12 protein-coding genes are annotated in these 15,163 nt (G+C 35.5%); 4 read left to right on the top strand and 8 right to left on the bottom strand.

Annotation, left to right across the window (positions count from 1 at the left end):
* Window positions 1-24: 24 nt before the first annotated feature.
* On the top strand, window positions 25-387 hold the full coding sequence (locus H7A25_02800) for a Spx/MgsR family RNA polymerase-binding regulatory protein (protein ID MCP5498807.1): 363 nt from the start codon (window positions 25-27) through the stop codon (window positions 385-387).
* Between the two features lie 7 nt (window positions 388-394).
* Window positions 395-1,690, top strand: coding sequence for an AMP-binding protein (locus H7A25_02805; GenBank protein MCP5498808.1), 1,296 nt, complete (start codon window positions 395-397; stop codon window positions 1,688-1,690).
* On the opposite strand, the gene H7A25_02810 is transcribed toward H7A25_02805, so the two are convergent.
* Together H7A25_02810 and H7A25_02815 are read right to left on the bottom strand one after the other, a co-directional pair.
* Window positions 1,683-3,419 (bottom strand): response regulator, encoded by a 1,737-nt coding sequence (locus H7A25_02810; protein MCP5498809.1) that lies wholly within the window; start codon window positions 3,417-3,419, stop codon window positions 1,683-1,685. The two genes, H7A25_02805 and H7A25_02810, sit on opposite strands and share 8 nt — an antisense overlap.
* Before the next feature lie 70 nt (window positions 3,420-3,489).
* Window positions 3,490-4,254, bottom strand: coding sequence for a hypothetical protein (locus tag H7A25_02815; protein ID MCP5498810.1), 765 nt, complete (start codon window positions 4,252-4,254; stop codon window positions 3,490-3,492).
* A 116-nt stretch (window positions 4,255-4,370) separates the two neighbouring features.
* Between H7A25_02815 and H7A25_02820 the strand changes: the two genes are divergently transcribed.
* Entirely contained in the window at window positions 4,371-4,940 is a 570-nt protein-coding gene (locus H7A25_02820) for a hypothetical protein (GenBank protein ID MCP5498811.1), read from the top strand.
* Window positions 4,941-4,974: 34 nt separating this feature from the next.
* Here H7A25_02820 and H7A25_02825 read toward each other — a convergent pair whose 3' ends face one another.
* From H7A25_02825 to H7A25_02835, 3 genes are read right to left on the bottom strand one after another with little or no spacing between them, the layout of a single operon-like run.
* Entirely contained in the window at window positions 4,975-6,435 is a 1,461-nt protein-coding gene (locus H7A25_02825; protein ID MCP5498812.1) for a hypothetical protein, read from the bottom strand.
* Window positions 6,419-7,405 carry an NAD-binding protein gene (locus H7A25_02830; protein ID MCP5498813.1) on the bottom strand — a complete coding sequence of 329 codons (987 nt, stop codon included), beginning with the start codon at window positions 7,403-7,405 and terminating at the stop codon, window positions 6,419-6,421. Before H7A25_02830 ends, H7A25_02825 begins: the two co-directional genes overlap by 17 nt.
* A gap of 21 nt (window positions 7,406-7,426) precedes the next feature.
* Window positions 7,427-9,487 carry a SpoIIE family protein phosphatase gene (locus tag H7A25_02835; GenBank protein MCP5498814.1) on the bottom strand — a complete coding sequence of 687 codons (2,061 nt, stop codon included), beginning with the start codon at window positions 9,485-9,487 and terminating at the stop codon, window positions 7,427-7,429.
* Between the two features lie 269 nt (window positions 9,488-9,756).
* Between H7A25_02835 and H7A25_02840 the strand changes: the two genes are divergently transcribed.
* Window positions 9,757-10,518 (top strand): SDR family oxidoreductase, encoded by a 762-nt coding sequence (locus H7A25_02840; GenBank protein MCP5498815.1) that lies wholly within the window; start codon window positions 9,757-9,759, stop codon window positions 10,516-10,518.
* 37 nt (window positions 10,519-10,555) lie between these two features.
* On the opposite strand, the gene H7A25_02845 is transcribed toward H7A25_02840, so the two are convergent.
* From H7A25_02845 to H7A25_02855, 3 genes are all read right to left on the bottom strand, one after another.
* Window positions 10,556-10,990, bottom strand: coding sequence for a DUF1499 domain-containing protein (locus H7A25_02845; protein ID MCP5498816.1), 435 nt, complete (start codon window positions 10,988-10,990; stop codon window positions 10,556-10,558).
* Between the two features lie 51 nt (window positions 10,991-11,041).
* Entirely contained in the window at window positions 11,042-12,187 is a 1,146-nt protein-coding gene (locus H7A25_02850; protein MCP5498817.1) for an adenylate/guanylate cyclase domain-containing protein, read from the bottom strand.
* Window positions 12,188-13,765: 1,578 nt separating this feature from the next.
* A complete protein-coding gene (locus H7A25_02855) occupies window positions 13,766-15,064 on the bottom strand; it encodes an FAD-binding oxidoreductase (protein MCP5498818.1) in 1,299 nt (432 codons plus the stop codon).
* Between the last annotated feature and the right edge of the window lie 99 nt (window positions 15,065-15,163).

Below are 15,163 nucleotides of genomic sequence, written 5' to 3' on the forward strand. Positions count from 1 at the left end.
AATAATTATTATTAGGAGAAATCCATGAATTTAAGAGTATATGAATATAATAAATGTGGAACCTGCCGTAAAGCATTAAAATACTTAAATGAAAAAGGTATTTTATTTAAAAGCATTCCTATCCGAGAAAACCCTCCAAGTAAAACGGAAATAAAGAAGATGTTAAAATATCTCGGAGGAGATTCCAGGCGCTTATTTAACACATCCGGAAGCGATTATAAAGAACTAAAATTAAAAGATAAATTGAAAGAGATGTCCATCGAAGAGCAAATTAATCTTCTGTCTTCGAATGGAAATTTAATAAAGCGTCCTTTTGTTTTAGGAAAAGATTTTGGTTTAATTGGATTTAAAGAAGAAGAATGGGAAGAAATTTTCAAAGAAAAATAAATGATGTATGAAAGAATTATTTGAAAAACTTTCTTTAAGACAGTCTTCCTATAGCCAACTGTCTCTTGAAAAGAAATATACAGAACTTCTAATCCTTGCTGATAATCAATTTTTTTCAGATGGTCTTTTATTACCCCTCATAAGTTCCTCAACTCGACCAATTTTAGTGGATCCCGGTCTACATGCACAGCTTGATAATTTAAGTTCTACAAATAAATTTGTATTTGTAAGAGAAAGCTTATTGGAAAAAATCAGAATTATTCCCGGGTTTCAGTATATTACAGAACGGAATTTTTCTAAAGAGAGAACAACTTACCTGGCTGAGTACCTTGGTTTTATGACCTCCGGTACAGAAGGAAAGCCAAATATAATATGGAAATCTTCCAATAATTTATTATCAGAAGTTGACGTATTGAAGGACTTATTTGCTGTAAACTCAAGTTCTCGTTTCCTTTCTTCAATAACGACCTGCCACATTTATGGTTTTCTATGGGCTTACTTACTCCCTCAATTATATGCTAAAGAAGTTGTGAGTGCAGGAAGTTTGTCTTCTGCTTTAAAGGAACTGTCAAAAGGTTATGATTTCTGGATAAGTTCAGCTCCGGTTTTAGAAGCTTTTAAAAAAACAGGTGAGTGGCAAAGAAATGAAGTATATGCGAATAATATAATATCTTCAGCATCCGTATTAAACCCGGACATAGCAAAATATTATGAATCTAAACCCAGGGTTTCAGTATTCGAAATTTATGGTTCTACTGAGACCGGAGGGATCGCATATAGAAGAACTGCTTTACATGATTCTTTTATTCCTTTTCCAAAAGTAAAGCTAAGTCGTAAATACACCGGGAATTTATGTGTGAAGAGTTCTTATGTTTCGGAATATTCACAAAGAGGAGAAAAACAAATTTGTATTCAAGATGAGGATCAGTTCTATGAAATGGGAGATTGGGTTGAGTTAAGTCCGGATGGAATGAGGTATAAAGGAAGGCTGGATCGACTGGTTAAGATAAAAGGAAAAAGGATTCATCTCGATGAGCTGGAAATTCTATACTATAAAGATTTTAATATAAAAGAAAAACCAATATGTTTATTCTATAAAGAGGAACTTTATCTAATTATAAAACGCCCGGGAATTCCCAAAAGTAGTTTTATAGCGATAATAGAAAATAATTTTCCAAATTATTTAAAACCCACTAAGATATATTATATATCTTATATACCTTTGTTAAAAGATTCTAAGCTTGATTATAAACGAATAGAAAAATTTTTACAAAAGAAGTTAAGTGGAAGACAGTTTATTTAGAGTATTTTGAAAGAATGTTATATATTTTATCTATATTTATTGGTTTTGAAATAAAATCATTCATTCCGTTTTTTTTACATTCATCGATTATTTCTGGTAGTGCATGTGCGGATAACGCAATAATTGGTATATCCTTATATTCAAAACTACTTTTACGAATGAATTGTGTCGCCTCAATTCCATCCATTATCGGCATATCAAGATCCATAAAGATAATATCAGCTTTATAGGTGCTAAGTTTTTCAATGCACTCCTTTCCATTGCTTGCAGTTTCTGCTTCAAGTTTTATTGTTTTAATCAATTTTTCCAAGATTTTTAAATTTATTAAATTGTCTTCAACAAGTAAAATTTTCATTTCTGAAGGTAGTTCAAAATTTGTCTCTTTTTCTACTTCTTTGGGAATTGATTTATCTTCTATTAAAGAACTAAGTATCGAAAAGCTTACCTTTGTTCCTTTGCCATATTTGCTTTTTACAGAGATATTTCCTCCCATCAATGAAATGATTTTTTTGCATATATAAAGTCCTAAACCAGAACTGTTTCCTATTTTTTTTGATGAATCTGTTTGATAAAAACGTTGAAATAGCTTAGGAATCTCTTCCTGTTTTATTCCGATTCCGGTATCGGAGACCTGAAATTCTATAGAAAGAGTGTCTCCGGAAGAAGATAATAAATTAACATTTAATTGAATACTGCCTTTGCCTGTAAATTTTACTGCATTGCTTATCAAATTAAAAAGAACTTGTTTTATGCGATTCATATCAGAGAAAATGTAAATAGGTAGTTTTTTGTCAAGGCTAACCAATAATTCCAGGGACTTATCATACGCCAGATATTTAAACATACTTTCAACGGAAGTTATTAATTCAGAAAGGGGGAAAACTGAATTGTTAAGTTTGAAATATCCGGCTTCAATCTTGGAAATATCCAGAATATCATTTATTAGAGAAAGTAAATATTCTGAAGAATCATTTATTATATCGAGATAATTTTTATGTTCATCCGTGTCTTCATTGAGTCTTACAAGGTTGATCATGCCGATAATTGCATTCATAGGAGTTCTTAATTCATGACTCATATTGGCTAAAAATTCACTTTTAAACCGGGAAGCCATTACTGCTTCTTCTTTTAATATTTTTAACTTACGATTACTTTTATGTATTTCTCCTAAACGTTTATTATAATATTTTCCGGTAATCAGGATTATAAGCATTATGTAAAATACAACAATAGCATACGGAACTGCTTTCCCTTGTTCTCCTTTGTTTTGAAAAAAAGAAGGTAATATCATAAATGCTATTAATTCCATAAGAGCAAAAATAATAACAAATAAAAACTTGGGATTATATAATAATGTTACCAGTGAAATAATTGTTAGAGTAATAAGAGCATTTGAAAATAGGATTTCAATAAAAGGCTTATCAAGAAATACTTCATAAATAGCTAAGGCCTGAAAAATGGTGATAATAAAAAAGGAAATTAAAGGATTGTATTTTTTTTTGTTGATTAGGAATAATATTGTGAAAAAGATTAGGCTGAGTCCATTTATGATTAGGGATGAAACCGGTGTATTTGGATATCCAAGCCAGTCAGAAAGGTTAAGTAAGGACATTACAGCGAGGAGAAAAAAGAGAGAAATTTGGAGTAATACTCTTTTTCTTTCTTTTTCAGATCCACTTTTGGAGAAAGGAATCTGAAATAAATCTTTTATCTGATTTAATGATCTCATTTTTGTAAGCTTATATAAGACCAGCTTAATGATCTCGAAAATTCATGTATAGTATTATATATAAAAAGAGTTAATCAAGAAGAAAATCATGTTCTTCTAATTCTTCAGCACCACGATGGGGATAAGCCTGCTCGTAAAAAAGCGCGGATAAAATTTCAAAGTCTTCGTCCATTTCTTTTTCTTTCTCTTCCCAAAAAGCGTTTCTGCGTTTGATTAAAAAAGAAATCGTTTTATCTTCAAGGGAAAATGCAATTTTACCAAAGTTTAATTTTTTAATAAGCCAGTTCAAATTATAAGTAGCATAATCTCCAAAATATTCAAGACTGGCAACGGTTGGTTCGTATTGCATCATCGTTTCTGTTAAGTATAAGGGAATCTTTAGGTGCTCATAGTTGTCTGTGACAATAAATTGCATTACCGAATCTGAGATAGTTTTTAAGATAGACATAAAGTTTTGATATGACTTCGCAAATTCCTCCTGCATATCCGGATTACTCTTGCTGAGCTTTAAAATATCCATAAAAGAACCGGATTTTATGGCATCTTTTAAGAATTTGTCTCTATCTTTACGAGGTTCAATAGGAGGTAAAAAAATATACATGAATTTGGTTTCCAGGGCAAAGCGAGATTCCTTCGGAATATAATACTCAATCCATATAGGCTCCTTATAGTATTGCAGAGCTTCAATTTCACTCAGTTCAGGCTGAACTTTCAGAGATTTTAATTTGTTTACATCATCCGTAACAATTTTCTTTCCCCCGACGCGCAAACGGGAGCGCTTAATCTGTTTTAGCTCAGAACGGTTTAGCAGGGGTTTATGTTTGGATCCATCCATAGTATTATTATCGATAAATAAGGTTTGGAGTAAATCTTTCTTTTAAAAAAACTGAAAAACAGTTTCGAAGTGACAAAAATCTCCTCTGAGAATAGCCTGTGTCCTGAGGAAACTTTATGAAATATCTTTTATTCACATTACCACTAATCTTTCTTATCTCCTGTGACGCCGTAAATAAGCAAATTAAAGAAAATCCGGAATTAAAAAAGCGTGCTATGGAAATGTATGAGTCAAAAAAAGGGGAGTATGAGGGGAAAAAAGGAGAATTCGAATCGAAGAAGGCTATGATTCAAAAAAATAAGCGTTCTCTGATTAATGTAAAACCTGAGCTTATAAAGCAGGGTCTTGTAAGCTCTCTATTCCAACTAAAAACTACCACTCCTGATCTCGAAACAGTAAAACAATATATTTTTAAGACAGATCCTTTACAGGACACAAGAACCAGAATCATTTACATGGACAAAGAAAATGCTGTAGTTGCTGGAATTAATCTTGCAACCGGGGAAACCATTTATTTTGTAATTCTAAAAGAGCTGGAAAGGGAAGCTAAAAAGGAGTATAAAGATAATGGACCTATAGTTCCCGGCAGCTATGAGATATATGATAAAAAGACTTTTCCAAAACCACAGGTGGAAGTATTTACCAAAGGCGAGGAATTATATTATCTCAGGTTGGTTTATTTATAAATTATTGGGGTAGGCAGTAGATAAAACTTACTGTCTACCGGAGATCCTTCATCAAGAAATGAATTCCAGTTTGTAAGAATTTTCGAATATCATCTCTGGCTTCTTCATAAGGTAAGATTCTATAGTTCCATACTTTTAATCCAAAACGTACCAAGAAATTATTTAAGAATTCACTCTCTGCCTGTATTCTAAAGAGGAAAGAGTCTTTTTTAGTAAAACCTAAATGAACAAAACTTCCTGTACCCGAATTTGCTCTTACCATTGTTTCTGTGAAATGTTGAATTAGTTCTTCTATATTACCGGGTATAAACATATCAATTAACCAGGCAGGAACTATGTGTGAAAATCCACCACTTACTTGAGTCGGAGCAATATTCTGCAATTTAAAAGAGAGTTTTCCGTTTTCTGACTTATCTGAAAAATTTGCATTCACAAGAACTTTATTATTCTTGAAATAAAGTCCGTATACATTGATTTGAAATGAAATATGTATTTGAAATACATATTGCTTCAGTTGAGTAGGAAGAAAGGCTTCAGCCAAATAAAGTTTCGTTTTACTGAAAGGTATTACTTTACCTTCCAGGGTATAAAGCCTACAATTAAATTCGAGGTTTTCACTAAAAAGACTGAAACTAAGAAGTTTATGTCTTTGTTGGTTATAGAGAGTTATATGTACAGAACCTAAACTTTCAAGATCATCCAGATAATCCCCCATATAAGGAAAGTCTCTACGTATAAAAGGTAAACGTAAATTACCTTTTATATTAATCCCGGTACTTTTTTCAGGTCCTGTAAAAAGTAGACTTTTTAAACTTACATATTGATTCAAGAAAGAAGAAAGATTTGAATATGAGTTTTCAAAATCTCCAAGGATTCGGATGGAATTTTCATCTTTTAAATTAGAAAACAGTCTTCGTACTTTCGGATAAAGTAATTCTGAAATATTCGAAGAACTAAGTACAGTAAGTAAAGCTTCTGCCAATAGAAGAGCCTGTCGGTGTGAAGCTTTACCGGAGTTCATTTTTGAAGAAATTTTTCCTGTATAGGATTCTGAATTCGAATAGCTTTTTGATTTCGTTGAAACTTTTTTATTTCTACGTAATAAAAATTCGGCTACAAAATCTCCTTTGCTGTCAAGGCTTACGGTTTCAATATTTCCTTGAATAATTCCAATATGATAACCTGAATTTTTATTTTTTCCCTTATAACTTACACCCCGAAATCCACTTCCTTTATCGGAAAGGTATTCCGATTCATACAGGTCTTTGAACTCAAAGCGTTCAATACTATTAGATAGGTATTTATGAAATTTTTCTGTATGTTCATCATAACTGGCTTTCTTGATTATGTTTTCCGCCAAAGCTAAAAGTTCTTGACTTGAGCCTTTATCTTTTCCTTCTATTACTTTTACGATGTCCTTAAAATGATTTGGTTTTGGATATATATAGGAAGAAAGAATCAGAGTAAATAAAAAACACCTAATTAGAATCTTCAACGGATACCCTGCCTAAAAGTAAAACTTCAGAACCTTTTGCCAGAACAAATTCAGCATCAGGAGCAAAGATCATATTTTGTTCTTTTGTGCGAATACTAATTACCATAAATCCTTCGTTCCGGTAATTTGCTTCTCGGATCTTACGATTTAAATTTGGATCTCCTTCTGTAATTTCATGCAGTTTAAATTCAAAGTCAATACTGGCTTTATCCATAAAGATTTCTAAAAATTCACTGACTTCGGGACTAATAAAACTTCGGGCAATTTGCCTTCCACCCATTACATAAGGAGATACCACTTTGTTTGCCCCGGCTTGTAACATTTTTGATTGGGTAGATTCAAAAGAAATTCGAGTAACGATATATAGATTCGGATTAAATCTTCTTGCCGACAGCACAACATACAAATTATCAGAATCAGATTGCAAAACAGCGGCGAGTCCTACTGCGTATTCTATCCTGGCTTCTTCAAGGGTTTCGTCCAGTAGTGCATCTTTTTTTATAATCGGCCAGTCTCCTTCCTTTTCCATTACGGGTGCATCCGGGTTATTTTCAATAAAGACAAACTTTTTCCGGGAACGTTCCAATTCTTTCCCAACAGCAACAGCCATTCGTCCACCACCACATATTACATAATGGTCTTTCATGTTTTCGACTTTAGCTTTCATTTTCAAGCTCGCAACCATATCTTTGAATTTTATTTCGATAAAATTTTTAATTAAACTATTAGCCACAACCCCGTAAAATCCCACGCCTCCAATTAAAAGTCCAATAGTAAAAAGCCTTCCTGAATTGGACATGGGATGAATTTCTCCAAACCCAACTGTCGTGATTGTAATTACCGTCATATAGAGAGAATCAATTGTATTCCACTTTTCTATGATTCGATAACCGGATGTACCCACTAACAAAAGAACAACAAGATAAATAAAGGGTCTTATGAAATTTTTCAAATATTCTGATAATAACATATAATCTAAAAAACGCAGGTTTTATTTATTCTTCATGTAATTTTCAAAACGCTGAGTTAGTTTTTTATCCGGATACAGAAGCTTTATTTTTTCCAGAATGTTTTTTGCTTTTGAGATGAGATTTTCCCGAACGGAAACCAGGAATAATAAGTTGAGAGCTCTTCGGTTTTGTGGATCTAAGGAAATAGATCGATAAAGGTCAATCTCGGCTTTTTGATAATCCTTTCTTTTGTAATGACAGTATGCTAATAAAAGGTAAGATCTTGGATTTTTCTTTTTTATTTTATTATAATCTTCGATGTAATGCACAGCTTCATCAAACATACGTCTTCTTGTATAATAGTTTCCGAGCATTAAAAGAATTGATGAATCATTAGGGAATAAACTATAAGCTTCTTCTAATAATTCACAGGCATTCTTGTAATTGGAATCAAAGGCATAATCTTCCGCAAGGGTAATGTATTCTTCGAGACGATGCATATCCAGACTTAAACCAAAAACCAGCAGAGTAACGTCATCACTTTGATCGGTACCTCTACAAAAATTGCGATATTCTGTTTCAATAAATTCAGTAGTCTTTTTTACATCCAGGTCACGTGTTTTTAGAATAGTTTCTTTTAATACTTCCAGATCAAATTCTTTTCCCGTATCACTTTTGCCTTCCAACATTCCATCTGTATATACGAATATTTTATCGCCCGGCTCCAACTTTAATTTATAATCTTTATAAAATTCTCTTGCTTCTTCAAAAATACCGAGATAGGTTCCTTCTCCATCTAACATTAAAATTTCACCAGTTTCATAACGATATAAGATTGGACCGGGGTGACCGGCAAGAGCGTAGGTGATTTCATAATTTGAATCGATAATACCATAAAAGCAGGTGAGATAACCCTGCTTTTTAATGAGATCAATCAGTTCATAATTTATATGCCCGAATATTTCGGAAGGAGTATCCTGTTTATTATTAGAAAATAGTAATTTAGATATAGCTGTTATAAATGCAGCCGGGATTCCATGGCCGGAAACATCACTCAGTAAAATACCGAGGCGGTTGTTCTCAAAATTAAAATAATCGTAATAATCCCCACTCACTTCCTGCATGGGCCTAAACATAATACCAAATTGAATTCCTCTCCAGTCAGGAATTTTTTGTGGAATGATTCCTATCTGAATATTTCTTGCCATTTTTAAATCTTTAGTTAAAGACTTCTGTTTCAGCATTAATTCATTTTTTAACAAACTGAGGACTTCCACAGCCGCTTCGAGGTCACGCTTTTCCAGATATAGCTTTTCTGATTGTTCTATTAACTTTTGTACATCAATCAAAGAATAGGATTCTTTTTCTTCCAGGGTATCTACAGAAGAAACAATAAATGTTCTATTGATAGTTTGTTGTATGGGTTCATAAGAAAAGTCAGTTCGAGAAACACGCTTTATATTTTCAGGCCAGGTGATCTCTATCAGGGTTTTTCTTCCGGCATACTCGGAAGGTATTTGAAAATAGGGCTTGAGATAAGGAAATTCCTGTCTTTGATCAACAAGGCTAAAAGAAGATTCCTTTACTGTATAAAGAGAAAAACAGGCTTCGAGAATTCCATACAAGAAAAGTAGGTCATACCATTTTTCTCTTTTATTGCCGGTAGAGGAAAATGTATATTGTAGATGCTCTTTTATTGAGGTATGGGGAATGATTTGAATCAGGCGATTATATCGATTAAAAATAAGGGGAAGTCTATATAAAAGCTCTAATAACTCTATTTCCTGATCATGTGGAGGTAAGAATTCAAAAACAATTGCAAAAAAAACCTCTTTACCGGCCAGTATAACTTCTTCACTAATATCCCTGATAGAAGAGAGTTTTTTTATAATTTGCTCCTCTACTTCCAGGGGTATCCAAAAATTTTGATCCTTAACCATTTTATCGATAATACTTTTATTTAAAACATCTCCTAAAAGGTTTTCGATAGAATATCCCTCGCTCTTTTTACGAAAAAGGTTTAAAATCCTGAGAATACGACGAACGGAGACTTCTGGCTGGTAGGGAATCTGTATTTTATTTTCTCTTGTGACCGGATCCATCTGAAATATTTTGAGTAAATACATTTATATTTGATTAATATAAGGGAATCAATTAAAAAAGAGTTTTAGAAAGGATTTTTAGAAGGTAATTGAAGTCTGATTAAAATCACGTTTTCAGATAGGCATTAAGAAAGATTTTTCAGTAAAAAAAAGTTTATAATTTTACAGGCTATCTTAAAAAGGGTTTAAGGCTTAATATGTGTAATTACATATAAATCATCCTTCTGCTTTAAGTTAGCAGACAGAATATATCAATAACAGAGGATTTTATGGTAAAGGAATTTGAAGGCAAAGTAGCGATAGTAACCGGTACAGCATCTCCCAGAGGCCTCGGAAGAGCCATTTGTAACAGGATTGCAGAAGGTGGCGGAACTCTCATCATGGTTGACCTTGACCAGGCAGCCTGTGATGCAGCAGCGAAAGAAGTAGCGGATGCTTACGGTGTGAAGGCTATTGGTGTAGCAGCCAATGTTACCAATGCAGAGCAGTGTGAGAACGTAGCAAAAATCGCGAAAGATCAGTTCGGAAGGATTGATTTTCTGGTAAACAATGCCGGTTTAGTTCGTGATACTCTTTTACTCCGTATGTCGGAAGACATGTGGGATCTGGTAGTTGATGTAAACCTGAAGGGGCCCTTCCTTATGACAAAAGCAGCCAGTAAATTAATCATGAAAGCTCCTTCCGGAAGAATTGTGAATATATCCTCTATTGCGGGTCTCGTTGGTTCTGCCGGACAGGCAAACTATGCTTCCGCTAAAGCAGGTTTAATCGGTTTTACAAAAGTAACCGCTCGTGAATTTGCCAGTCGTGGTGTATTAGTAAATGCGGTTTGTCCCGGTTACGTAAAAACTGAGTTAACCGATGCACTGCCGGAGGCTGTTCAGGCTGAACTGGATAAGGTAAAAGCTCTGGCTTACCATGTAACTCCAAAAGATATTGCAAATGCAGTACGTTTCTTCTTAAGTGATGATTCTAAATGTGTTACCGGAACCGCTCTGAGAGTGGATAGTGGTGCTGCAATAGGGATGTAATTTCTTTTCTCATGGCCGGTGAATGCCGGTCATGAACTTATTCCCAGCCCAGCTCACGACGGATATATTCAATGCGAATCCGGTTGTGGAAAATATCCCAGATTCCAAAAACCGAAGCCGAGCGAACCTGTACTTCCGGTTTGGATTCATCAAATAAAAACTCTACCTTATCCGGAAACCGAAAAACCTTTGTAAAATAATAGGTTTTTATATATTTCCCTTCCTGAACTTCCGCCAGATGCACATTTTCCTTACTATCTAATAAGGTTTTTAACTTCTGAAAGGCTTCTTCTCGATTGAGATCCTTATAAGTATAGGGACGGATATTATGTATATAATTCCATTTCCAACTCTGGGAAGATACGCAATTAGGTGTGGGAGGACAATAGTTCAACTCATTTTCATAGACTCCTGTTCTCGGCCCGATAAAACTCGAACAACAAATGAAAAAGATAATTGCTGCCTGTTCCAGCATATTTATAAAAAGAAAGTAAGGCAGTTCACCTTACTTTCTCCAATCGTTTTACTTATGGGTTCTAACAAAAGCTCCATTCCAGTTTTCCGGAGGTGGATCGGCTATATAAAGTTCACAGCGCTCTATCAGCATTTCAGCGGACTTATCTTTTTTTCCTTTTACCTGAGAGCTTTCCTTGAATTTCTTAATGGCCTTATCCCATTCCCGGTTTAAATAAAGCTGAAAGCCTTCTTCATAAAAAGCGGTGGCCTGAACCAGATTGTCCGGAACCTGTCCCCGGATTCCTACTATCTCAAAAATATGAACCGGAAGAGTTTTTCCTTTCACCACGACAGCGTCCAATTCACGGGTCAGAATTTGATCTTTAATCTTCTCCTGGGTCATGGAACTAACGAGAGTACTTACCCCGTAGTCTTTCCCCGCAGCCTCAAGTCTTGCTGCCAGGTTTACCGTATCACCCATCATGGTATAAGAAGCGAGTGTATCGGTTCCCATGAAGCCTACTTTTGCGAGGCCTGTGTTTAAACCCACACGAATATTCATATTCTGGGCATCCTTACAGTAAAGGTTATTGGCCTGCCAGTATTTTTTCAAGTCTTCCAGTTTTTCCAGCATCTGGAGAGTAGCTTTGGCAGCATCGAGAAAGTGAGATTGAGTAGCAATCGGAGCACCAAAAATACCTACAACCGCATCCCCGATGTATTTATCCAGGGTTCCCCGATTATCTTTGAGGATAATGGTCATGGCAGATAGATATTCATTTAAAAGGGCTGCCAGATCCTCAGAAGAAAGCTGCTCACTGATGGTAGAGAAACTCGCTACATCGGAGAAGAAAGCGGTAATTTCCATCTCTCCCCCTTTCTTCAGGGTTTCGAGGTCGTTCAAAGCTTCACTTACAATTGTCGGGTCTACCATGTTTCCAAGAATCTTACTATATTTTCTTTTCTCCGCTCCTTCAATAAGGATCATATATCCGAGAAATACCGCAAAGGTTACGGGATAGGATATGGAGAAAATCGAAAGATTCAGGTTCATATTGTATTTAAAGAGAAAGAAACTGATCAAGTTGTATCCTACAATAAAGGTAAATGGCATCAGGATACGATTCAGGATAGTTTTTGAGGTTACCAGAAGGACTGCTGAAATGAAAGTCATCACGATAACTACGAAAAATGTTACCCAGGGAGAAATCATGTGGATGAAATCTTTCTTAATAGCGTTTGAAATTGCCACGGCGTGGATAACAACCCCGGGAATCTGTCCGTAAGGAATTGTTTTCGTATCATAAGTAGCCGCTGCAGAGGTTCCGATTAAAACAATTTTATCTTTAAAGGTTTCAGGAGAGATAATATCTTCCGGAACAAAAACCGCATCTCTTAGTTCTTTATCATTTTTAGGGATGTTTACGTAGCGAAGGTATTTCTCAGGTAAAATAATCTTACCATTAAACATCGGAGGCATGAGAATCTTACCTTCCAGATCTTCTGCTATCAGGGTAACTCCTTTGAGTTCAGCAGGGATTTGTAGTCTACCCTGAAGCTTTTTTGGAATGATAATTTTGTCTCTGTATTCTTTTGGATGAATTTTCTGGTCATCGTAGCTGGTAATTCTACCTTCTTCCAGATCCCTAAGGGATTCAATAATCCAACCAATAGAAATCTTTTTCAGGCTATACGGATCGTAGATTTCATTTTTGGGATAATAATAAAGCCTGTATTTACTGTCGTGCTGAGGAATTACAGTCGTCTCTCCATTCTCATGCTTAAGGACAAGTTTGTCTTTAGAGTGAGAATAGGATTTAATTGGCTTTAGTGCATCTATGGCTTTTAAGGCAAGAGAAGGATAATATTTATCTTCATAGTTAATTAGATATTTATATTTCCGAGCAATTCCATCCGGATCTGATTTATAAGTAACACTGTGTAAATGGGGAGCCTTATAGCCGATGTTTCCTACCGGTGGGATTACTTTTCGATATTTCTCAATTGTATTGCCAATATCCTCCACCTGAATGGCTTTTTTTCGAAGCATGGCATTTACTTCTTCTTTCTGCACATCGGTTTCTTCCTTCATGAAAGATACCGCATGGGAAATAAAAGGGATTTGCTCATTCACCATGGCAAAGTCGTCATCTTCCGGTGATTCACCCGGAAACATGATATCAAAAAGGATCATTTTTGGGCCACCGAGAGCAATGTAGGTTAAAATTTCCGGGTAAACATTCCGCTTCCAGGGCCATCTACCGTATTTTTCATTATTCCCAAATTTACCGAGAGAATATTCATCAATATCCACGATAATGATTTTATCTGAAATTTGTTTTCCCGGATTAACCAGGTTGAATTTCTTATCGATAATGCCGTCTTCCATAGAGTCGAGGGAACCATTCAGGAAGAGAAAAAGGGTATAAACAACGGGAATAAAACCGAGTAAAATACTCCAGAGTAATTTCTTTTTATTATCCATCCTGTATGTACTGTAGAAAATAAAATCTTTTAAGTCAATACATTCCTAATAAAAAGTGTAAACCTGGGTCCGAAGCATAAAAAACCTCTCTAAATAGTCTTCCGGGAGTTCGAGCAGTGGAAATCACCTGAATGGAAAGGTTTATTTTTTTTAATGGATTGCAGTTTTTAGTGCTTTTTTATGCTCGGCTCGCTTTTCACAGTTTTTGACCCTGTCTCTGCCTTCCTCTGTACCCTCTTTTATTCCCTTTTGTGTCCTATCATAAAGGCTTAGAAAAATGCAGTTTGGACAGAAGTCGGGTAACCCTTAGAGCCCGAGACGTTTGGATTGCAGAGAGTTAAAGGCTTTATCCGCAGAAAACTTCTTGCGAATTTCCATAAACTTTTTCCAGTTCGGGTAAGAAGCCTTAAAAACCTGTTCTGACATACGTACATCTTTTGTCAAATAGACCCTGCCCCCATATTCAAGAACAATTTCATCTAACTCGTCCAGAAGAGGAAATAATCCTTTTTCTAACTTAAAATCAAGAGCCAGGGTATAGCCTTCCATCGGAAAGGACAAATAGTTCTCGTTACCCTTGCCAAATGCTTTCAAGACGGCAAGAAAAGAACCTTTCTTAGATTTAGCGATCCTTTCTAAGATTTTTCGCATACTCTCTCTTCCGGTTTTTTTGGGAACAACAAACTGGTATTGGGTAAAGCCATTTTTTCCATACATACGATTCCAGTTTCGAATTCCATCGAGAGGATAGAAAAAAGGTTCATAATGAACCACATGCTTGGTGACTTTCTTTAGAACTTTGTTGTAATAAAGGTTATTGAACGCACTGATAGACAGGCGATTCAAAAGAAAAGAGGGCATTTCAAAAGGAACTACTAATTTAGGATCCGGATGAACATCAAGTCCTCCTTCTTCTGCATGTTCTCCTATCATTAAAAGAGAACGGCCCAATTTCTTACCTGTACTCAAACAATCTATCCAGGCAACTGAATAGGTAAACGATTCATAGGTTTCAAAAAAATCCAGTATCTCATCGAGGTTTCGAGCCTTGTATATATTCTCCTGAATCATAGAACTTTTAATGGGTTTTAGCTGGATTTTGGCATCCAGAATTACACCTGTTAAACCCATGCCCCCGCAGGTTGCCAGAAATAGCTCACGATGTTCGGATGGAGAACAGGGCGCGACACTTCCATCTGCCAGCATAAGCCTCAGTTCTTTCACATGTTCACTAAAGCACCCTTCTACGTGATGATTCTTACCGTGCACATCACTGGCTATGGCTCCTCCCAGGCTGACATGTTTGGTTCCCGGAGTTACGGGTAAAAACCAGCCTTTTGGAACCGCAAATTCCAGGATATCCTCAAGGCTAAAACCGGCCTGACAGTGCAGTAGACCGGTTTCTTCATTAAACGACAGGATTTTCCCCATCCCGAAAGTGTTAATGTTCTCTTCAGCAAGGGAACTATCCCCGTAGCTCCTTCCAAAAGCCCTCGGTATGCCATTAAAACCCTTACCGAGAGGAGTCCTTATACCTTCTTCGCTTCGAGGAGCGAAAGTTTTGGATGTAATAACAGGGTATTTACCCCAGCCCCAGATTTTCATACTCAAAGGTTTTTCCACCAAAGTCAAAAAGCGAGTCTTTTTTCGCTGAGTAATTATCTAATTTTTTGTGTGTCGCAAGCACATATTTTAGTGTTTCGG

This window comes from Leptospiraceae bacterium (assembly GCA_024233835.1).
Classification (GTDB): domain Bacteria; phylum Spirochaetota; class Leptospiria; order Leptospirales; family Leptospiraceae; genus JACKPC01.